This window comes from Edwardsiella tarda ATCC 15947 = NBRC 105688 (genome assembly GCF_003113495.2).
GTDB lineage: Bacteria > Pseudomonadota > Gammaproteobacteria > Enterobacterales > Enterobacteriaceae > Edwardsiella > Edwardsiella tarda.
Window position 1 is genome coordinate 2,022,680 of the sequence record NZ_CP084506.1, and the last position, 19,929, is coordinate 2,042,608.

Here is a 19,929-nt window from a genome sequence, read left to right on the forward strand (position 1 = left end):
ATGGCCGATATTCTGTTGCTCGATAATGTCGACTCTTTCACCTATAACCTGGTCGATCAACTGCGGAGCGCCGGTCACCGGGTGGTGATCTACCGCAATAGCGTCAGCCTGGCGACCCTGCAACATCACCTGTCGGAGCTTACTCGCCCGATCCTGATGCTCTCTCCCGGTCCCGGCGCACCCGCCGAGGCGGGTTGCATGCCCGCCCTATTGCGTGCCCAGTGCGGTCGCCTCCCGATCATCGGCATCTGCCTCGGCCACCAGGCCATCGTCCAACACTACGGCGGTCAGGTCAGCCCGGCGAGCGAGATCCTACATGGCCGCACCTGCGCCATTGAACACGATGGCCAGGCGATGTTCGCCGGATTGCCTACCCCCTTAACCGTGGCGCGTTATCACTCGCTGGTGGGGAGCCAGATCCCCGCCGCGCTGTGTGTCAACGCCCGAGCCGGGGAGATGGTGATGGCGGTACGCCACGATCGTCATCGGGTATGTGGCTTTCAGTTCCATCCCGAATCGCTGCTGACTCCGCACGGCGCACAACTGCTGGAGCAGAGCCTCGCCTGGGCGCAAGCCCCCTACGTTACGCCAACCGTCACCCCACTCGCCATGGAGGCCGCCTCATGCCGTTGACCCCCCAGCAACAACAGATCGTGGAGAAACTGTACCAGGCCCAGGTGCTCAGCCGCGCCGAGAGCCAACAGTTGTTTACCGCCATCATGCGCGGCCAGCTCGAACCGAGCCAACTGGCGGCGGTCCTGATCAGCCTCAAAGTGCGCGGCGAACACCCCGAAGAGATCGCGGGCGCCGCCACGGCGCTGCTGGAGCACGCACACCCCTTTCCCCGTCCCTCCTATGAGTTCGCCGACATCGTCGGCACCGGTGGCGACGGCAGCAATAGCATCAACATCTCCACCGCCAGCGCCTTTGTCGCCGCGGCCTGCGGCGTACGCATCGCCAAGCACGGCAATCGGAGCGTCTCCAGCCAAAGCGGATCGTCCGACGTGTTGCAGGCGCTGGGGATCCGCCTGGATATGAGCGCCGAGGCGGCACGCCAGGCATTGGATGAACTGGGGCTCTGCTTCCTGTTCGCGCCGCACTATCACAGCGGCTTTCGTCACGCCATGCCGGTACGCCAACAATTGAAGACGCGCACCATCTTCAATCTGCTCGGCCCGCTGGTAAACCCCGCCCGGCCGACTCGCGCATTGATCGGCGTCTACAGCCCCGAGCTGGTCTTACCGCTGGCCGAGAGTTTGCGCGAGCTAGGCTACCGGCATGCGGCGGTGGTGCACGGCGGCGGGCTGGACGAGGTTGCCCTGCACGCGCCAACCCAGGTCGCCGAGCTATGTGACGGCACCCTCCGCCATTACCAACTGAGCGCCGAGGACTTCGCATTGCCCGCCTACCCGCTGAGCGCGTTACGCGGCGGCGCGCCGGAGGAGAATCGTACCCTACTGACCCGTCTGCTACAGGGGAACGGCGAGCGCGCCCATCAAAGCGCCGTCGCCGCCAACGTCGCCCTACTGCTGCGCCTATTCGGTCGACGCGATCTGGCGGAGAACGCCCGTCTGGCGCTGGAGACGCTACGCAGTGGACGCGCCTATCACTATGTCACCGCCCTGGCCGCACGCGGCTAACACTACGCAAGGAACCGACCATGACCGCGCCCCTCTCCTCATCCCCCAGCCTGCTGCGCCGTATCGTGGCGGGTAAGCGACGCTGGATCGCCGAGCGCCAACGCCACCAGCCGCTGGCGACGTTTCACGCGACGCTGCAACGCGCCGAGCGTGATTTTTACCACGCGCTCAGCGCCACAGAATGCGCCTTAATCCTAGAGTGTAAGAAGGCCTCCCCCTCACGCGGGGTGATCCGCGCCGACTTCGATCCCCAGGCCATCGCCCGGGTATACCGCGACCACGCGGCGGCGATCTCGGTGCTGACCGATAGCGAGGACTTTCAGGGCGACTTCACCTACCTGCGCGCAGTAAGTGACGTTGTCACGCAGCCGGTGCTCTGCAAGGACTTTATCCTCGATCCCTATCAGATCTACCTGGCGCGGCACTACCGGGCCGATGCCATCCTGTTGATGCTCTCGGTGCTGGATGACGACAGCTATCGCCGCCTGGCCGCGCTCGCCGACAGCTTGGCGATGGGCGTATTGACCGAGGTCAGCAACGAACAGGAGATGGCGCGCGCGCTGGCGCTGGGGGCTCGCGTCATCGGTATCAACAACCGTAACCTGCATGATCTGAGCGTCGATACCGCGCGCACTCACCATCTGGCGGCACTGGCGCCGGCCTCTGTCACCCTGATCGCCGAGTCCGGCATCCACCATCACGCCCAGTTACGCGATCTGGGGCGCCACGTCCAGGGCTTCCTGATCGGCAGCGCGCTGATGGCTCAGGCGGATCTGCGTAGCGCCGTCTGTCGGCTACGCTTCGGCGACAACAAAGTCTGCGGCCTGACCCGGCCACAGGATGCCGCTGCCGCCTATCAGGCCGGGGCGATCTATGGCGGACTGATCTTCGTCGCCCGCTCGCCACGCTACATCGATATCGCCACGGCACAACGCGTCATGCAGGGCGCGCCGCTGCGCTACGTCGGTGTCTTTCGCGACGCCCAACCGACCAGCGTCGCCCTGGCCGCCGAGCGCCTAGGTCTGCACGCCGTGCAGCTCCATGGCGCCGAGGATCAGGCCTATATCGACCGCCTACGCCCCCTGCTACCCGCGCATTGCCAGATCTGGAAGGCGTTGGCGGTGGGCGACACCCTGCCGCAACGCAACCTACACCACGTCGATCGCTACCTGTTCGATGCGGCGCGCCCCGGCGGCGGACGTCCCTTTGACTGGCGACTGCTGGCCGGCCAAGCGTTGGAGAACGTGATGTTGGCCGGCGGGATCGGTGCCGACAACTGCCGGCAGGCGGCGGCGCTCGGCGCCTGTGGCCTCGACGTTAACTCGGCGCTCGAATCCCTCCCTGGTGTTAAGGATCACGCCAAACTCCAGGCCACGTTTCTGGCGCTGCGTCCCTGAACGCCATCGCCCCTTTTTGCCCTTACTGACAGGATGAGAATGTTATGAGCTTACTGAACCCCTACTTCGGCGAATTTGGCGGCCAGTTCGTGCCCCAGATCCTGATCCCGGCGCTGAATCAGTTGGAGGCCGCCTTCCTCGAGGCGCGCGACGATCCCGACTTTCAGGCTCAGTTTCACGATCTGCTGCACAACTATGCTGGACGTCCCACCGCCCTGACCCTGTGTCGTAATCTGACCGCCGGTACCCGCACCCGGCTGTATCTGAAACGTGAGGATTTGTTACATGGCGGCGCCCACAAGACCAACCAGGTTCTCGGCCAGGCGCTCTTGGCGAAACGGATGGGCAAACGCGAGATCATCGCCGAGACCGGCGCCGGCCAGCATGGCGTGGCGACGGCGCTCGCCTGCGCCCTATTGGGGCTGAAATGCCGCGTCTATATGGGGGCCAAAGATGTCGCCCGTCAATCGCCCAACGTGTTCCGCATGCGACTGATGGGCGCCGAGGTGATCCCGGTACACAGCGGCTCGGCCACCCTGAAAGATGCCTGTAACGAGGCGCTGCGCGATTGGTCCGCTCACTATGACCAGGCCCACTATCTGCTGGGCACCGCCGCCGGGCCACATCCCTACCCGACTATCGTGCGTGAGTTTCAACGCATGATCGGTGCCGAGACGCGCCGCCAGATCCTCCAGGCCGAAGGACGTCTGCCCGATGCGGTGTTGGCCTGCGTCGGCGGCGGCTCCAACGCCATCGGCATGTTCGCCGACTTTATCGACGACAGCGACGTCGCCCTGATCGGGGTCGAGCCGGCCGGGCTGGGAATCGAGACCGGCCAACATGGCGCACCGCTCAAGCATGGCCGAGTGGGCATCTACTTCGGCATGCGCTCACCGATGATGCAGACCGCCGATGGGCAGATCGAGGAGTCCTACTCCCTCTCCGCCGGATTGGACTTCCCCTCCGTCGGGCCACAACACGCCCACTTGAACAGCATCGGCCGCGCCGACTATGTCTCGGCCAGCGACGAGGAGGCGTTGCAGGCCTTCATGCAGCTCTCACGCCAGGAGGGGATCATCCCGGCACTGGAGTCGGCTCACGCCCTGGCTCACGCCTTGAAGCTGATCCGCCAACAGCCGGATAAAGAGCAGCTCCTCGTGGTGAACCTCTCAGGGCGCGGCGACAAGGATATTTTTACCGTTCACGACATTCTGCAAGCTCGGGGAGAGATGCAATGACGCGTTATCAGACTCTGTTTTCACACTTACGCCAACACCAGGCAGGCGCCTTCGTTCCCTTCGTCACCTTAGGCGATCCGACGCCTGAACTCTCGCTACGCATCATCGATACGCTGGTACAGGCCGGTGCCGATGCCTTGGAGTTGGGGATCCCCTTCTCCGATCCGTTAGCCGACGGCCCCGTGATCCAGAATGCCACCCTGCGCGCCCTACAGGCCGGTGTCACACCCGAACGCTGCTTCGCACTGCTGCATACCCTCCGCGCGAAGTATCCACAGTTACCCATCGGGCTACTGATGTATGCCAATCTGGTGGTCAACCCGGGTATCGACACCTTCTACCGCCGCTGCGCCGAAGCCGGAGTCGACTCGGTTCTGATCGCTGACGTGCCGCTGGAGGAGTCCGCCCCCTTCCATGCGGCGGCACTCCGCCACGGGGTCGCCCCGATCTATATCTGCCCGCCCAATGCCGACGAGGCACTACTGCAACGCCTGGCGAACCATAGCCAGGGGTATATCTACCTGCTGTCGCGCGCCGGAGTCACCGGCGCCGTCAACGCCGACCTGCCTCCACTACGCCATCTCACCCAGCGTTTACGCGAGCTGGGCGGGGCCCCGGCGTTGCAGGGCTTCGGCATCCGTGTCCCCGAACAGGTGCGCGCCGCCCTGGATGAGGGGGCGGCAGGCGCCATCTCCGGTTCGGCCGTCGTCGACCTGATCGCCGAGCACCTCGACGATCCCGATCAGATGCTGCGCCAGTTGCATGACTTCGTCCAAACGATGCGTGCCGCCGCGCGGCCTTAACCCGCTCGATCCCCGGTGACCAGGTAACCTGGTCACCGATTTCACCTTGCCCTCTGACGACCCATTGATATTATTAATGATGTATCGGGACGCCGTGCCGCACGGCGCACCTTTCCTGCTACCGTCTAAGGAGAACAGTATGAAATGGTCGAAGCATCTCTATGCGCTCGGGCTGGCCGCCATGTTAGCCGGGCCACTGGCTGGCTGCGCCGGCTCTTCCACCCAGGAAAGTACTGGCAACTATATCGATGACACCGTGATCACCACCAAGGTGAAGAGTGCGTTACTCAACGCCAAGAACATTAAGTCTACGGAGATCGGCGTCGAAACCTATAAGGGACGGGTGCAACTGAGTGGTTTTGTCTCTTCCCGCGCCGATGCTCAGCGGGCCGTGCAGATCACCCAAGGGGTCAAAGGGGTGCGTTCAGTCGAGAATGACATGCGTATCCGCTAAGCTGACTCTAAGGTCTCTCCCGCCGCCACAACGCGGCGGGGAACGCCAGGCGACGGGGGGATCCGTCGCCTACCTGCCGAGTCGGCCTGTTTAGAAGCGATAACCGGCGCCGAACATGAACACCCACGGATTGATCTCCGTCTTGATGCTGCTCTGATCGCCCGCGCTATCGCGGAACTTCACCTTGGTGTCGATATTGATGTACCACACCGAGGCGTTAATCATCCAGTTCTCACTGACCATATAGTCCAATCCCGCCTGACCGGCGACGCCCCACGAACTGGTCGCCTGGAGATCGTGCAATCCCAGGTTCTTGGCATTTTGATCGAAGCTGTTATCGAAGAAGGTGGTGTAGTTGACCCCGACCCCCAAGTAGGGGCGCAGCTTGTCTTCGGCACGACCAAAATACCACTGTGCCATCAGGGTCGGCGGCAGTTGATGCACGGTGGCGATATTCCCCAGCTCACCCAACGACACCTTGTGGCGGAATGGCGTGGCGGCTAGCAGCTCGATGCCGATATTATCCGTCGCCATGTAGCCGAAGGTCAGCCCCAACTGCGTATTGTTATCCACCTTGAACTCCCCCAACCCCAATACATTATCGGAGCTGGTGGTCGGACGCACGGTAGCGGTGCCGGCGCGGAAAATAAAGTCGCCCGCCTGATGAGCCGAAGCCACCACCGGCGCCAATACCGCGGCAAGACAGAGCGCAACGCTAAACTTTTTCATCATCCCTTTCCTTTATATGGTTATTGTGTGCGCCTGCAATATAACCACATCGAGTGATTTTTGATCTGGCTCGGATCACATCTTTTATATAGAAAAGAAACAAAATGATATTTTTGGATATACGTCTAATTAACTACATCCAAGCATTTTGATGCACATCAAAATTCACCATCCATCCCCAAAAAAGATAAAAAATTTCTCGCCGTGTCATCTTGACGTCGGAGGAAGGCTGGGATTAGCGTAATGGCAGATAGCGGTGATTAATCTAGGTAAAACATCATCATGGCTCATTCAACGCTGACTCCACTCACCATTCAAACCAATCCCTGTGTTCGTTGCGGTGCCTGTTGCGCCTATTTTCGCGTCTCCTTCTATTGGGCCGAAGCCGACGACGGCGGTGGCCAACTCGCCGCCGACGATACGGAGCGAATCTCATCATTGATGCGCTGCATGCGCGGCACCAACAGCAAACGGCCGCGCTGCATCTACCTGTGTGGCGAGGTCGGCCAGGCGGTCAGTTGCCGCGCCTATGCGCAACGACCGACGCCTTGCCGGGACTTTATGCCGTCCGGAGAGAACGGCCAGCCGAATCCGGCCTGTGATCGGGCGCGCGCGGCTTACGGCCTGCCGCCCCTATCTCCCCACATGACGGCATACCGTCAGAACGCGGAAGAAATCACCACCTGAAAAATTGCAGGGTGCCACAGGTGCAATTAACGGGGTACAATCGCGCATCTTACTTTTCACCACGGGCGGCACCTGTACCGCCCGGCGACATGCCAAGGAGCTATGCATGCCCATCACGGCCCGGAGCCTTTACCGTGACAGCATTAACTTTTTCCGCCACCAGATGGCCCCCATCATCCTGTTAGCCTTATTGACGGCGTTTATCAGCGTGGCGTTAAACCAAACCTTTAGCCCGAGTAGCCAAGCGCTGACCCAATTGGCGAGCGATGACAATGTCAGCGCGGCGCGAGGATTACAGGATATGATCCGCCAGATGACCCCCGAACAGCAGATGACGCTGCTGAAGGTGTCAGCCGCCGCGAGCTTCTCCGTCCTCATCGGGAATGTCTTGTTACTGGGGGGGATGTTGGTGTTGATCGCGCAGGCATCGAATGGCGCCCGTCTCAGCGCCTTACGCGCCATCGGCCTCTCCGCACCGATGCTGCCGCGCCTGCTGCTGCTGATGCTGCTGTGTACCTTGATGGTGCAACTGGGTATTACGCTGTTTATTCTGCCAGGGATCATCCTGGCCGTCGGCCTGGCGCTATCGCCGATGATCATGACCGCGGAGCAGTGTGGTGTCATCAAGGCGATCCGTAGCAGTTTCCGCCTCTCCTTCGCCAATGTACGCCTGATCAGCCCCGCCATCCTGCTCTGGATGCTGATGAAGCTGGTTCTGCTGCTCTTGGTCGATACCCTCGCCGCGCTGCACCCCAGCCTGGGGATGGTGATCATGGGGACGCTGAGCAACCTGATCTCCGTCGGGTTGATCCTCTACCTCTCTCGCCTGTATATGCTGCTGCGTACCCCGGCCTGATCATGCTTCCCCCGCTCGCTGAGCGGGGGAATTATAATGTTTATTCTTGCCTTGAAGTAACCTATTTTAGATAGAATAGGTCGTAACATGCTCATTCAACCAGCGGTAGCTACATATGTCGAAAAGTGAAATAGACTCAATTTGATTCATTGGAATCACATGGCGAAAGTGTTGTAGATTTAACCACGCTGAATTAGCCGTAATCCCTTGCGCTAAATATAACGCATAATATCGATATTGCTCATAATAGCGAAGCGTCTCTTTATCGCGATACCCGCTGATATAGGGAATTAGCGCCAAATGACGATCTTGACCATGCTCAATACGTGGTGCCGTGACATATCCGACGTAAAATTTACGTGATTTTAACGTAATAAATATCAGCATCTCTCTATCTATCGCCTGTACCAGTAACGACTCGACATCATCTAACGCAGCAACCTCTCGATATGCCTCTTCACGAAATCTCTCGTTTTTCAGCATATTACGCGCCACATCACCAGCAACATAAGTAAAGACGACAGCCAACATTAATGTGCTAACACAAAATATAGGATAAGAGAATATGTCATGTTCCCATAACCAGACGTTGAGTATCCTGACTTGATGAAGCCATGAGGCATAATGAAAGGGGGTGAATAGCAGGATAATAAGGATAACAAAGGGGTACAGGAGTAAAGTAATGACGGCACCTTGTGCCACAAACTTACAGCCTTGCATAGCGATATAAAAATAAGAACTCCAGCCATGAGTCCGGGCATAACGTAGGCGAGAAGGATAGTGATTATCCGTATACCAAAAACCACAGGCCATTACGACCATGATAATCAGCGAACTCATCGCATATCCTTTAATTAATCTTTAGCGGCCAACTCCTTCATACGTGCAATCATTGCCTTACAAACCTGTGGGTTGTTCATATTTAAGACAGCGCCTCCATTGGCGTCCGTCCTAATTTTACTCTGCGTAGAGTGCTCTATCTCTTTCGGATTATCCCAAAGCATAAGCCTATCAAGTGCTAATAGTAACTGGCCGATTCGCTGTATCATATGACTCCCTCCCTCAAGCGATACCACTTCTCTACGCTCTTTCATCCGGCCCAACAAGCCCTAAAATGAAAAGTTGGAAGTGCCACGAACAGTCGAGATAATCCCAACTAACATGCAACTATTTTTTGTGCGAGAACGCACAACTGATCATGCTAGCCAGAGACGCTAAGCGTGGACCTAACAGAAGACGGCGTATCGCTAGCGACTGAGCCCGCAGACTCTTCATGCGCACACTGACTACTCTGGATCAACTTCAGCGCTAGGTAGAGATCGGCGACAAACAACAACCCCTTCTCCTCCCCCGCGGCACGATTGCGACCAAACCAGCGTTTGAGATCGGTCTTGCGCCCGGCCAACACCAGATGCACCTTACGCTGCCGCAGATCGCGCTTTAATTCATCGATACCCGCCAACACGCTGACATCGGGATAGGTAAAGCAAGATACCGCGTCGATCACCACCCAGCGCGCCTGGAAGGGCATACCATCCACCAGATTGAGAATCCGACGCTTGAAATAGGCGATGTTGAAGTAGGTCAACGGCGAGTTGAAACGGTAGATCAGCACCCCCTCCACCGCCCGTACCGCATTGCCATTACCGAGAGAATGGATCATCCCCTCTTCGTTCACCCCCAAGAGCTGTTCGCTGGGACGAAAGACGGTGCGGAAAAATTGCAAGAGGCCCAACAGCACCGCCAAGCCGATCCCCGGCATGACCCCCACCAGCAGCACGCTAGCGAAGGTAAACAGTGCCAGACGAAAAGCTGAGGGGTTACGCTTACGCAGCCCGGCCAGCGAGCGAATGTCCAACAACAGCCATGAGGCGTAGATCAACACCACGCCCAACGCCGCCACCGGAATGTAATGCAACAGGTGGCCCAACGTGAACAACACCGCGGCGATGGTCAACGCCGCGATGATGGAGACCAGCTGACTCTTACCGCCGTTAGCATCGTTGACGGCGGTGCGTGAGCTCGCGCCGCTAATGGCGAATCCCTGAGACAGAGCCGAGGCGATGTTCGCCATCCCCAAGGCGCGAAACTCATCATCGGCGTTGACGTCATAACCATTCTTGCTGGCGAAGCTACGCGCCGTCAGCATCAAGCTAACAAAGCTGATCAACGCCAGGTTAAGGGAGGGCATCACCAGATCACGCAGCAGCGCAGGCTGGAAACTGGGCCACTGTACCAACGGCAAGGCGCCATCGAAACCGGCGATAGTCTGGATGCCGTAGCGCCGTAAGTCGAACAGCCACATCGCACACATCGCCAGCATCATCACCAGCAACGCCGCCGGCCAACCAGGACGCCAGCGACGCAGAGCCAGCAACGCCGCCAGCACGGATAACGACAGCAACAGGGTCGGCCAATGACTACCGAGTACGTCATGAGGCAACGATAGGATACGTTCGATCACCTCGCGCGAGGCGGGTTGATAGCCCATCATCTTGGCCAGCTGATCGACGATGATGGTCACCGCCAAGCCATTGAGCAAGCCGGTTAAAATGGGGCGCGAGAGCAAGTCGGCCAAGGCCCCCAGCCGAAAGCGGCTGGCCACCAGGCACCATATGCCGGTCATCAGGCTCATCATGACACACAGTTGCCACTGACGCTGCGGATCGCCGGCCGCTAACGGGGTCACCACCGCGGCGATCACCGCGCAGGTGGCGGTGTCCGGCCCGACGATCACCTGACGCGACGAGCCAAACAGCGCATAGGCGATCATCGGCAAAATGCACGCATAGATCCCCACCACCGCGCTCACGCCCACCAGATCGGCATAGGCCAACGCAACCGGTAGCGCCACCGCCGCCACCGACAGCCCGGCGCGCAGATCGTCGCCCAACCATTCGCGGCGATAGTGCATTAACAGATACAGCCCTGGCATCCAGCGGCGCAAAAAATTCCATTGCATAAGCCATTTATCCTACGAGGTGCTCCCTCTCATCATGGTAAGTCGGGCGACATTGGTCAAGTCACTCCCCTTGCGACACGGGATGTAATCTTTTGCAAAAAAATAAAGCGATGGCCAATACGACGGCATAATGCAGGATCGGAGATAATCAACACATATGGGCGAGCGTTCCGGCGTCGACAAAGATACCGTCTCCGCGCCGAATCAGGTATAGTCGCCCGGTCGATGAAAGGATGGATTGCCGAATGAAGCAACTGTTAGATTTTTTACCCTTGGTGGTATTTTTCGTCTGTTACAAGCTGTATGACATTTATGTCGCCTCTGGCGCGTTGATCGCGGCGACCGCCGCGGCATTGGTATTGACCTGGCTGAAATATCGCCGGGTAGAGAAGATGACCCTGATCACCTTTATCATGGTCGCCATCTTCGGTACCTTGACACTGGTCTTCCATAACGATCTGTTTATCAAATGGAAGGTTACCGTGATTTATACCCTCTTTGCTCTGGCGCTGCTGGTCAGCCAGCTGGTGCTGAAGAAGCCGTTGATCCAGCGCATGCTGGGGAAAGAGTTGCAACTGCCTGATGGTGTCTGGTCGCGATTGAATACGGCCTGGGCGCTATTCTTCCTGGCCTGTGGCCTGGCGAATATCTATGTCGCCTTCTGGTTACCTCAGAGCGTCTGGGTCGACTTTAAAGTCTTTGGCCTGACGATCCTGACCCTGCTGTTTACCCTGTTAAGTGGTATTTACATCTACCGAAATATGGCGGAAGAGCAAAAGAATTAAACAGATAAAATGAGTGGGCGCCGGCCAAGTGGGTCGGCGTGAGTTTGGGCATTGATTAAAGACTGACAACAACTATGAGCGAAAAACTTCGTTTACCGGCAGGTGAGCTTGTTCTGCGTACCTTGGCCATGCCAGCCGACACCAACGCTAACGGGGACATCTTCGGCGGTTGGATCATGTCACAAATGGATATTGGCGGCGCAATCCTGGCCAAAGAGATCGCCGAAGGGCGTGTCGTTACGGTGGCGGTCAACGCCATCACCTTCCTAAAACCGGTAGCGGTGGGCGATGTGGTCTGCTGTTACGCACGCTGCATCCGTACCGGGCGTAGCTCGATTACCGTCAATATTGAGGTCTGGGTGAAGAAGGTTGCCTCTGAGCCCATCGGCCAGCGTGAATGTGTCACCGAAGCGGTATTTACCTATGTTGCGGTCAACGATGCCAACAAGTCACGGGCCTTGCCGGCCGGTAAGGCTAACTTCCGTCAAGGGATGACGGAATAACCCCAACCGCTCTCCCCCGGGCCGGCCTCTCCGCCGGCCCTTTGCCATTACTCTATCGTGCTGCGCCCATCGATACGGAAATAGACCGTTACCCTCACATCGTGCCCTGGACGCCCCGCCTGGTAGCGCCAGCGGCGTACGGCGCGTTTCACCTCGCGCTCAAACACCCCCGCCGGATCGGCGCTCACGATGCGCACATTATCGACTCGCCCCTCGCCGTCGACATCGAAGCTGACATTAACCCGCCCCTCGACGTGTAGCGCCAATGCGCGCGCCGGGTACTCCGGCTCCCGGCGGCTGATCGCCTGCGGCGCGGCGGCATGATTATTCGCCGTGGCGCCCGGCGTGCCTCCCCCGCTGGCGCCGGATTGAGGCGCCTGATCGGCCGACGTCATTGCCCCCGCCCGCGACGATGGTGGCGCGGAAGTCAAGGCCGCCGACTGGGGCGCACTCACCGCCGGACGCGGCGTGTTCGGCGGCGTCTCATGAGGGGATGCCTTGGCGGGCGCGACGGCCGACGGCGGCGCGCTGCGGTGCGCTCGCGCTTGCCGCTGCGGCTTGGGTTTTTCCAGCGCTGGCGCGGCACGCGGCACGCTCTCCGGCCGCGTCGGCGCAGGGGACACCGGCCGCGTCGGCGCAGGTGACGCATTCACCGGCGTCTTCTCCGGACGAGCCTCCTGCTCTGGCGGCATCGTCTTCTGTTGCGCCTGTGGTGCGGGGAGCGTCGCCGCTGTCGGCTCACCAGATGTCGAGGAGGACGCGCCAGGGCGCGCCGATGCAGCGGCCCCCGCCATCGCAAACATGGCGGGATTGACCATGATCGCATTGATCGGTCCAGGCTGGCTCACCGGCTGCGGGCGAACCTCATGATAGGAGGCATAGAGCAGCGCGGCGATCAACGAGGCGTGCAGCGACAACGACAACGCCATCGGCCATGAAAGGCGACGTGCCAGGAAAAAATGCTGCAAGATAGATTTATCAGCCAACAAAATGTGGATAACTCAATGGGTAAATGAACAGGGTGTATTGGCGCCAGTTTAAATGCAAATGACAATCATATTCAACTGCGAGCGCGCGACGAATAAAAAACTGTGCGACGGTACGGATTATCCGCGCCGAACGAGGCGGGAATATTGCACCATCTGCAACGATATCTTAACGTATGCCTTACAGGCCCCGCCATTAGCCGGACCTCATAACAAGGAGATGAGTATGTTGTACCTGATTTACGCCCAGGATGCACCCGACACGCTAGCGCAGCGTCTGGCTGCCCGCCCCGCCCATCTGGCCAGACTCCAACTCCTGCGCGATCAAGGTCGCCTATTAACGGCTGGCCCACTACCAGCCATCGACAGCAACGATCCCGGCGCGGCAGGGTTCACCGGATCGGCGGTGATCGCCGAGTTCGCCTCTCTGACCGAGGCGCAGGCATGGGCAGGAAACGATCCCTATGTGGCTGCCGGTGTCTACCACCAAGTCAGTGTCACCCCGTATAAGCAGGTCTTCTAACCAAGCCCTAGGGCGGGTCGTAGAATAGAAAAAAGCCCGCACAAGGCGGGCTTTTCCTTACCTCAGAGAAACGCACTTAGCCGTGGCTACATGAAGATTTCATTAAAATGCTAAATGCGTTTTTCTGTCACATTGCTGTGATGCCGGGCAGTCTACCCTGATTCCTCAGTAACCGCAATATCATGATAATTAGGATAAATACATTCGCTGCTTTTATTCTCACTCAACCCACTCGCCACGCCTTCACGCCGGCCTCACTACCCGCGTGGCGACAACAGCCCTATCCGCCGCCTCGCCCGACGATGCGCGTTCGCCGCGAGGATGACCCGCGTTAGCGTCACGGCAACCCTGACATCCCCCCGGACGATGCCTACGCAGCGCTTACCGCGTCGCCGATGCGGCGGCTGACTATTATCTCCAACCATTTCATGCTGATATCACACACTCTCCCGCCGAGTCACCCGCCATCGTGCGCTAGCTTGCCGCGTCTCTCATCCCCACGCACAGGCGCTAGATCTCCGCCAGCGACTCTGGCAGGATGGGAGAAGCTATCCTAATCCGACACGCTTTATAGGGCTTTAATCCGTATCGAATCGTATCGATACCCGCGTTCCTCAAGGAGAGTATGAATATGGCAAACAGTAAGCAAAACGGTAAAACCTCTATCGGCCTCGATTCCCAGCAATCCACCCAATTGGCCGAGGCACTCAACACTCTGCTGGCCAACTATCAGATCCTGTATATGAACGTGCGCGGCTATCACTGGAACATCAGCGGTCCGCAATTCTTCGCGCTGCACGTTAAGTTTGAGGAGATCTATAACGATCTGCTGCTGAAGGTCGACGAACTGGCCGAACGCGTGCTGACGCTGGGCGACCGCCCGCGTCACGCCTTTAGCGACTACCTGAAGATCGCCACCATTAAAGAAGACGTCGATGTCTGCGACGATCGCGGAACGCTCAACGGGCTACTCGCCGGTTACGCCTTATTACTCGAACAACAGCGCGCCATCCTGCAACTGGCTACCGAGGCGGGCGACGAGGGCACGGTCGCACTGATGAGCGACTATATTAAGCAACAGGAAAAACAGGTGTGGATGTTGAACGCCTACCTCGGTTAATCATGAGGTCAGCCCCGCGCAGGCGGGGCTAAACGCTTACCACTCGTAGGCAACGGAATAGAGCAAGGAACGATGATGCTGAATTCTGTGTAAACGGCGAATGCAATAGATATGGCGATTGCGGCGTGACTGGCCTTCCAACCAGTGGCTGCGGCGCCGATGGATCTGACGCAGCATCCGCCAACGCCCTACTTCATTTCGACTGTGTCGCATACTCCCTCCAGATAGCTGCGCTGCGATTATACCCCCCTAGTACGACAAACCAAGTCCCGACAGCGCGGCGAAATAAAAAAGCCGGCTAGCGCACGATCTCACCCGCTTTCCCTCCCTGCTGTATATATTTAGCCGCTAAAGGTTTCTTCTTTGTATATCTGTGCGTAAACTCTCAATTGATCGATTTGTGTAAGGACATCCTGCGATTATGAGCACTTTTTATACAGTAATCAGTTGGCTGGCGATCTTCGGCTACTGGTTGCTCATCGCCAGCGTTACATTACGGATATTAATGAAGCGCCGCGCGGTCCCCTCCGCGATGGCCTGGCTGCTGATCATCTATATTCTGCCGCTGGTGGGGATCATCGCCTACCTCTCCTTTGGTGAGCTGCATCTCGGCAAACGTCGCGCCGAACGGGCGCGCGCCATGTGGCCCTCTACGGCGCGTTGGCTGGCCGATCTACGCAACTGCCGTAGTATCTTCGCGACCCACAATAGCGAGGTGGCGGCACCGTTGTTCCAACTGTGTGAACGCCGCCAAGGGATCGCCGGGGTCAAAGGCAATCAACTACAGCTGCTCACCTCCAGTGACGAGACGCTGAAGGCGCTGATCCGCGACATCGAGCTGGCGCATAACAGCATCGAGATGGTGTTCTACATCTGGCAACCGGGCGGTCTGGCCGATCAGGTGGCGGAGGCGCTGATGGCCGCGGCGCGGCGCGGCGTCCATTGCCGCCTGATGCTCGATTCGGCCGGTAGCGTGGCCTTCTTCCGTAGCCCCTACCCGGCGATGATGCGTGAAGCGGGCATCGAGGTGGTCGAGGCGCTGCAAGTCAATCTGCTGCGTGTCTTCCTACGCCGCATGGATCTCCGTCAACACCGTAAGGTGGTATTAGTCGATAACTTCATCGCCTATACCGGCAGCATGAACCTGGTCGACCCGCGCTATTTCAAGCAGGATGCGGGCGTCGGACAATGGGTCGACGTGATGGCACGCATGGAGGGCCCGGTGGCGACGACCATGGGCATCTACTATGCCTTCGACTGGGAGATGGAGACCGGCAAACGTATCCTGCCGCCGGAGCCAACCTGTAACATCCTCCCCTTCGAGAAGGAGTCCGGCCATACCATTCAGGTGATCGCCTCCGGCCCCGGCTTCCCCGAGGAGTTAATCCATCAATCGCTGCTGACCGCCGTCTATTCCGCGCGCCAACAGTTGGTCATGACGACGCCCTACTTCGTCCCCAGCGACGATCTGTTGCACGCCATCTGTACCGCCGCGCAACGGGGTGTGGATGTCTCCATCATCGTGCCGAAGAAGAATGATTCGATGATGGTCGGCTGGGCCAGTCGCGCCTTCTTTACCGAAATGTTAGCCGCCGGCGTCAAGATCTATCAATTCGAAGGCGGCCTCCTGCACACCAAGAGCGTGCTGGTCGATGGCCAACTGAGCCTGGTCGGTACCGTCAACCTGGACATGCGCAGCCTCTGGCTCAACTTCGAGATCACCCTGGTGATCGACGATGATGGCTTCGGCAGCGATCTGGCCTGCGTGCAGGACGACTATATCGCTCGCTCGACCCTGTTGGATCCGCTGACGTGGTTGAAGCGTCCCCTGTGGCAACGTATGGTCGAGCGCCTGTTCTACTTTTTCAGTCCTCTGCTGTAAGATGCAGGGTATTTAACCGGGCCACGGCCCTCGTGAGATAGTAAAATGATGGACTTAAACAACCGCCTGAGCGAAGAAGAGACCCTGGATCAGGCCTATGACATTTTCCTGGAACTGGCGGCGGACAATCTGGATCCGGCGGATGTGCTGCTGTTCAACCTCCAGTTTGAGCAGCGCGGTGCCGCCGAACTGTTCGATCCGGCGGAAGATTGGCAGGAGCATGTCGACTTCGACCTCAATCCTGACTTCTTCGCCGAGGTGGTGATCGGTCTGACCAACGGCGATGCCGAGAGCGATGCCATCGAAGATGTCTTCGCCCGCGTCCTGATCTGCCGCGAGAAGGACCACAAGCTGTGCCACATCCTGTGGAAGGAGTAACCTCCCGGCTTGCCGCATAAAAAAACCGCCAACTTGGGCGGTTTTTTCTTATTCGAACGCGACGAGGCGCCAGCGCCGAACACTTACAGCGGATCGACCTTCAGGCAGGAGACCGCATGGCGGAAGCTGCCCTCCAGCAATGGCCGTGTCTCGGCGCATTCGGGACCGGCTAAGGGACAACGGGTGCGGAACACGCAACCGGAAGGGGGATCGATCGGTGACGGCAACTCCCCCTCCAATAACTGAATCCGCTTGTTGCGCTCCTTGTCGGGATCCGGTACCGGCACCGCCGACATCAACGCCTTGGTGTAGGGATGCTGCGGATTGTGGTACACCTCATCGTAGGTGCCCAACTCCACCGCATGCCCCAGGTACATCACCAACACGCGATCGGAGATATGCTTCACCACCGCCAGATCATGGGCGATGAAGATCAGCGATAACCCCATCTCACGTTGCAACTCCTGCAACAAGTTGACTACCTGCGCCTGGATCGACACATCCAACGCCGATACCGGCTCATCACAGATGATCAGCTTCGGCTCGAGGATCAGCGCACGCGCGATGCCGATGCGTTGACATTGCCCCCCGGAGAACTCGTGCGGATAACGGTTGATCAGGTTAGGCAACAGACCGACGCGCATCATCATCGTCTTGACGCGATCACGCACCTCGCTTCGCCCCATCTCGGGATGGTAGGTGCGCAGCGGTTCGGCGATGATCTCCCCGATGGTCATACGCGGGTTCAATGAGGCCAGCGGGTCCTGGAAGATCATCTGAATATCGCTGCGTACCGCGCGCCATTGCGCCTCATTCATCCCCAACAGATCGCGCCCCAGCCAACTGACGCTACCGGAGGTCGCCTTCACCAAGCCGATCAAGGCGCGGGCGAAGGTCGACTTACCGCAGCCCGACTCCCCCACCACGCCGAGGGTCTCGCCCTGATACAGGCGCAACGTCACCCCATCCACCGCCTTGAGGCGTTTGGGGGGCTGCCAGAACCAAGCCCGACTGTCACGAACATCGAAATGCACGCGCAGATCGGCCACCTCCAGCAAGACCTTCTTATCGTTTAGCTGCCCACTCATGCCAATTCCTCCACCGTTCTAAAGCAGGCGCGCAAGCGCCCATCGCCAAAGGCCGCCAACGGCGGCGTGGCCTCACAGCCGGCATCGGCATAAGGACAGCGCGGCTGGAATGGACACCCCGCCGGCAGATGCAACAAGTTAGGCGGATTCCCCGGGATGGTCAGCAGTGCCGCCTCCTCGCCATCCAGGCGTGGTACCGCGTTCAACAGGCCGATGGAGTACGGATGGGAGGGATGGTAGAACACGTCGCGCGCCTGGCCATACTCCATGGTACGCCCGGCATACATCACCAGTACCTTGTCACAGATACCGGCCACCACCCCCAGATCGTGGGTGATCATGATGATGGCGGTGTTAAACTCGCGCTTCAGCTCGTTGAGCAGCGTCATGATCTGCGCCTGAACCGTCACATCCAGCGCGGTGGTCGGCTCGTCGGCGATCAGCAGGCGTGGGCGACACAGCAACGCCATGGCGATCATCACCCGCTGACGCATCCCGCCGGAAAACTCATGGGGGAACATACGCATGCGCTTACGCGCCTCCGGCATCTTCACCGCATCCAACATGCGCACCGACTCATCGAACGCCTGCGCCTTGCTCATCCCCTTATGCAGCATCAGCACTTCCATCAGCTGCTCGCCCACCCGCATATAGGGATTGAGTGAGGTCATCGGATCTTGGAAGATCATGGCGATCTGCTCGGCACGCAGCCGATTGAGTTGCGCCTCCGGCAGGTTGAGGATCTCACGCCCGTCGAAGCGAGCCGAGCCGCCAATGCGCCCGTTGGCCGCCAGTAGCCCCATCAGAGCGAAGGCGGTCTGTGACTTCCCGGAGCCCGACTCGCCGACGATCCCCAGGGTTTCGCCGGCCGCCAGGGTGAAGTTGAGATCGTTGACCGCCGTGACATCACCGTCCGGCGTAGCGAAGGTCACGCGAAGATCGCGGACATCTAGCAAACAGGACTTCATCGGTACACGCTCCTTAGCGGTCTTTCGGGTCGAGGGCATCACGCAAGCCATCGCCGATAAAGTTAAAACAAAACAGGGTGATCACCAGGAAGGCGGCCGGAAAGATCAATAACCAGGGGGAAACTTCCATCGAATTGGCGCCGTCGCTTAGCAACGCCCCCCAACTGCTGAGCGGCTCCTGCGTCCCCAGACCGAGGAAGCTTAAGAACGATTCGAACAGGATCATGCCGGGCACCAACAGCGAGGCGTAGACCACCACCACCCCCAGTACGTTCGGCACCACGTGGCGCAGGATGATGCGCCCGGTACTCACCCCGCCGACCTGCGCCGCCTCGATGAACTCCTTACGTTTCAAACTCAGCGTCTGGCCACGCACGATACGCGCCATATCCAACCAGGAAACCATGCCGATGGCGATGAAGATCAACAGGATATTCTGACCAAAGAAGGTGACCAACAGAATGACGAAGAACATGAAGGGAAAGGAGTTCAGGATCTCCAGCAGACGCATCATCACCGAGTCGACCTTCCCCCCCAGGTAGCCGGAGAGCGCGCCGTACAGCGTGCCGACCACCACCGCCACCAACGCGGCGGCGATACCGACCATCAGCGAGATGCGCCCCCCGATGGCGACACGCACCAGCAGATCGCGCCCCGAGGAGTCGGTGCCGAAATAGTGCCCGCCCTCGAGCGCCGGGGCCGAGGACATCATGTTCCAATCGGTATCATCATAGGCAAAAGACGACAACATCGGCGCCAACACGACGAACAACGCGATCAAGGCCAAGACAACCAGGCTGATCAGCGCCGCCCGGTTATGCATAAAGCGGCGGCGGGCATCCTGCCATAGACTGCGCCCCTCGACATCCAACTGTTCGCTGAAACGCTCGACGGCGGCGGCGTTACTCTTATTGACTCGCATAAACGCCT

The 19,929-nt window shown here is 59.1% G+C and carries 22 protein-coding genes; 14 read left to right on the forward strand and 8 right to left on the reverse strand.

Going from position 1 to position 19,929, the window contains the following annotated elements:
* The 6 genes from DCL27_RS09370 to DCL27_RS09395 all read left to right on the forward strand — a co-directional run bounded on the left by DCL27_RS09370 (position 1) and on the right by DCL27_RS09395 (position 5,532).
* On the forward strand, positions 1 to 633 hold the full coding sequence (locus DCL27_RS09370; protein ID WP_035599107.1) for a glutamine amidotransferase-related protein: 633 nt from the start codon (positions 1 to 3) through the stop codon (positions 631 to 633).
* Positions 624 to 1,640 carry an anthranilate phosphoribosyltransferase gene (gene trpD, locus DCL27_RS09375; protein ID WP_005285255.1) on the forward strand — a complete coding sequence of 339 codons (1,017 nt, stop codon included), beginning with the start codon at positions 624 to 626 and terminating at the stop codon, positions 1,638 to 1,640. The genes DCL27_RS09370 and trpD overlap by 10 nt, the downstream gene beginning before the upstream one ends.
* A gap of 20 nt (positions 1,641 to 1,660) precedes the next feature.
* Positions 1,661 to 3,037, forward strand: a complete 1,377-nt coding sequence (trpCF, locus tag DCL27_RS09380; protein ID WP_035599111.1) for a bifunctional indole-3-glycerol-phosphate synthase TrpC/phosphoribosylanthranilate isomerase TrpF — start codon at positions 1,661 to 1,663, stop codon at positions 3,035 to 3,037.
* A gap of 44 nt (positions 3,038 to 3,081) precedes the next feature.
* A complete protein-coding gene (gene trpB / locus DCL27_RS09385; RefSeq protein ID WP_035599114.1) occupies positions 3,082 to 4,275 on the forward strand; it encodes a tryptophan synthase subunit beta in 1,194 nt (397 codons plus the stop codon).
* The gene (trpA, locus tag DCL27_RS09390) at positions 4,272 to 5,078 is read left to right on the forward strand and encodes a tryptophan synthase subunit alpha (RefSeq protein WP_035599117.1); all 807 of its coding nucleotides are present in this window, start codon (positions 4,272 to 4,274) and stop codon (positions 5,076 to 5,078) included. Before trpB ends, trpA begins: the two co-directional genes overlap by 4 nt.
* Positions 5,079 to 5,217: 139 nt before the next feature.
* Entirely contained in the window at positions 5,218 to 5,532 is a 315-nt protein-coding gene (locus tag DCL27_RS09395; RefSeq protein WP_005293334.1) for a BON domain-containing protein, read from the forward strand.
* 90 nt (positions 5,533 to 5,622) lie between these two features.
* Here DCL27_RS09395 and ompW read toward each other — a convergent pair whose 3' ends face one another.
* A complete protein-coding gene (ompW, locus tag DCL27_RS09400) occupies positions 5,623 to 6,261 on the reverse strand; it encodes an outer membrane protein OmpW (RefSeq protein WP_005293331.1) in 639 nt (212 codons plus the stop codon).
* Between the two features lie 282 nt (positions 6,262 to 6,543).
* On the opposite strand from ompW, the gene DCL27_RS09405 reads away from it, so the two are divergent.
* Both DCL27_RS09405 and DCL27_RS09410 read left to right on the forward strand, forming a co-directional pair.
* Entirely contained in the window at positions 6,544 to 6,948 is a 405-nt protein-coding gene (locus DCL27_RS09405) for a YkgJ family cysteine cluster protein (protein WP_005285236.1), read from the forward strand.
* Between the two features lie 106 nt (positions 6,949 to 7,054).
* Complete coding sequence (locus tag DCL27_RS09410; protein WP_005285232.1) at positions 7,055 to 7,804, forward strand: YciC family protein; 750 nt, start codon at positions 7,055 to 7,057, stop codon at positions 7,802 to 7,804.
* 66 nt (positions 7,805 to 7,870) lie between these two features.
* Here DCL27_RS09410 and DCL27_RS09415 read toward each other — a convergent pair whose 3' ends face one another.
* Both DCL27_RS09415 and DCL27_RS09420 read right to left on the reverse strand, forming a co-directional pair.
* The gene (locus tag DCL27_RS09415) at positions 7,871 to 8,644 is read right to left on the reverse strand and encodes a hypothetical protein (protein ID WP_035599120.1); all 774 of its coding nucleotides are present in this window, start codon (positions 8,642 to 8,644) and stop codon (positions 7,871 to 7,873) included.
* Positions 8,645 to 9,005: 361 nt separating this feature from the next.
* The gene (locus DCL27_RS09420; protein WP_035599126.1) at positions 9,006 to 10,766 is read right to left on the reverse strand and encodes a SulP family inorganic anion transporter; all 1,761 of its coding nucleotides are present in this window, start codon (positions 10,764 to 10,766) and stop codon (positions 9,006 to 9,008) included.
* A 245-nt stretch (positions 10,767 to 11,011) separates the two neighbouring features.
* Here DCL27_RS09420 and DCL27_RS09425 point away from each other — a divergent pair, with 245 nt between their 5' ends.
* Positions 11,012 to 11,551: a septation protein A gene (locus DCL27_RS09425; RefSeq protein WP_005285218.1), complete on the forward strand. Its 540-nt coding sequence runs from the start codon at positions 11,012 to 11,014 to the stop codon at positions 11,549 to 11,551.
* A 74-nt stretch (positions 11,552 to 11,625) separates the two neighbouring features.
* Positions 11,626 to 12,054 (forward strand): acyl-CoA thioester hydrolase YciA, encoded by a 429-nt coding sequence (yciA, locus tag DCL27_RS09430; RefSeq protein ID WP_005285216.1) that lies wholly within the window; start codon positions 11,626 to 11,628, stop codon positions 12,052 to 12,054.
* Between the two features lie 47 nt (positions 12,055 to 12,101).
* Here yciA and DCL27_RS09435 read toward each other — a convergent pair whose 3' ends face one another.
* Positions 12,102 to 13,040 carry a TonB family protein gene (locus DCL27_RS09435; protein ID WP_223931123.1) on the reverse strand — a complete coding sequence of 313 codons (939 nt, stop codon included), beginning with the start codon at positions 13,038 to 13,040 and terminating at the stop codon, positions 12,102 to 12,104.
* A gap of 226 nt (positions 13,041 to 13,266) precedes the next feature.
* Here DCL27_RS09435 and DCL27_RS09440 point away from each other — a divergent pair, with 226 nt between their 5' ends.
* Both DCL27_RS09440 and DCL27_RS09445 read left to right on the forward strand, forming a co-directional pair.
* Positions 13,267 to 13,563, forward strand: coding sequence for a YciI family protein (locus tag DCL27_RS09440; protein WP_005293314.1), 297 nt, complete (start codon positions 13,267 to 13,269; stop codon positions 13,561 to 13,563).
* 631 nt (positions 13,564 to 14,194) lie between these two features.
* Positions 14,195 to 14,683 carry a Dps family protein gene (locus tag DCL27_RS09445; RefSeq protein WP_035594460.1) on the forward strand — a complete coding sequence of 163 codons (489 nt, stop codon included), beginning with the start codon at positions 14,195 to 14,197 and terminating at the stop codon, positions 14,681 to 14,683.
* A 36-nt stretch (positions 14,684 to 14,719) separates the two neighbouring features.
* Here DCL27_RS09445 and DCL27_RS09450 read toward each other — a convergent pair whose 3' ends face one another.
* Positions 14,720 to 14,896, reverse strand: a complete 177-nt coding sequence (locus DCL27_RS09450) for a YciY family protein (protein ID WP_071523921.1) — start codon at positions 14,894 to 14,896, stop codon at positions 14,720 to 14,722.
* A 208-nt stretch (positions 14,897 to 15,104) separates the two neighbouring features.
* On the opposite strand from DCL27_RS09450, the gene cls reads away from it, so the two are divergent.
* Both cls and DCL27_RS09460 read left to right on the forward strand, forming a co-directional pair.
* Positions 15,105 to 16,565 (forward strand): cardiolipin synthase, encoded by a 1,461-nt coding sequence (gene cls, locus DCL27_RS09455; protein WP_005285197.1) that lies wholly within the window; start codon positions 15,105 to 15,107, stop codon positions 16,563 to 16,565.
* A gap of 48 nt (positions 16,566 to 16,613) precedes the next feature.
* Positions 16,614 to 16,943 carry an HI1450 family dsDNA-mimic protein gene (locus DCL27_RS09460; RefSeq protein ID WP_035594896.1) on the forward strand — a complete coding sequence of 110 codons (330 nt, stop codon included), beginning with the start codon at positions 16,614 to 16,616 and terminating at the stop codon, positions 16,941 to 16,943.
* Between the two features lie 83 nt (positions 16,944 to 17,026).
* Here the strand turns inward: DCL27_RS09460 and oppF are convergent, their stop codons facing one another.
* Genes oppF through oppC form a run of 3 tightly spaced genes read right to left on the reverse strand, consistent with a single transcriptional unit; the run spans position 17,027 to position 19,921 of the window.
* Positions 17,027 to 18,031 carry a murein tripeptide/oligopeptide ABC transporter ATP binding protein OppF gene (gene oppF / locus DCL27_RS09465; protein ID WP_005285192.1) on the reverse strand — a complete coding sequence of 335 codons (1,005 nt, stop codon included), beginning with the start codon at positions 18,029 to 18,031 and terminating at the stop codon, positions 17,027 to 17,029.
* A complete protein-coding gene (oppD, locus tag DCL27_RS09470) occupies positions 18,028 to 18,999 on the reverse strand; it encodes an ABC transporter ATP-binding protein (RefSeq protein WP_098143262.1) in 972 nt (323 codons plus the stop codon). The genes oppF and oppD overlap by 4 nt, the downstream gene beginning before the upstream one ends.
* Before the next feature lie 13 nt (positions 19,000 to 19,012).
* Entirely contained in the window at positions 19,013 to 19,921 is a 909-nt protein-coding gene (gene oppC, locus DCL27_RS09475; protein ID WP_005285186.1) for an oligopeptide ABC transporter permease OppC, read from the reverse strand.
* Positions 19,922 to 19,929: the final 8 nt, after the last annotated feature.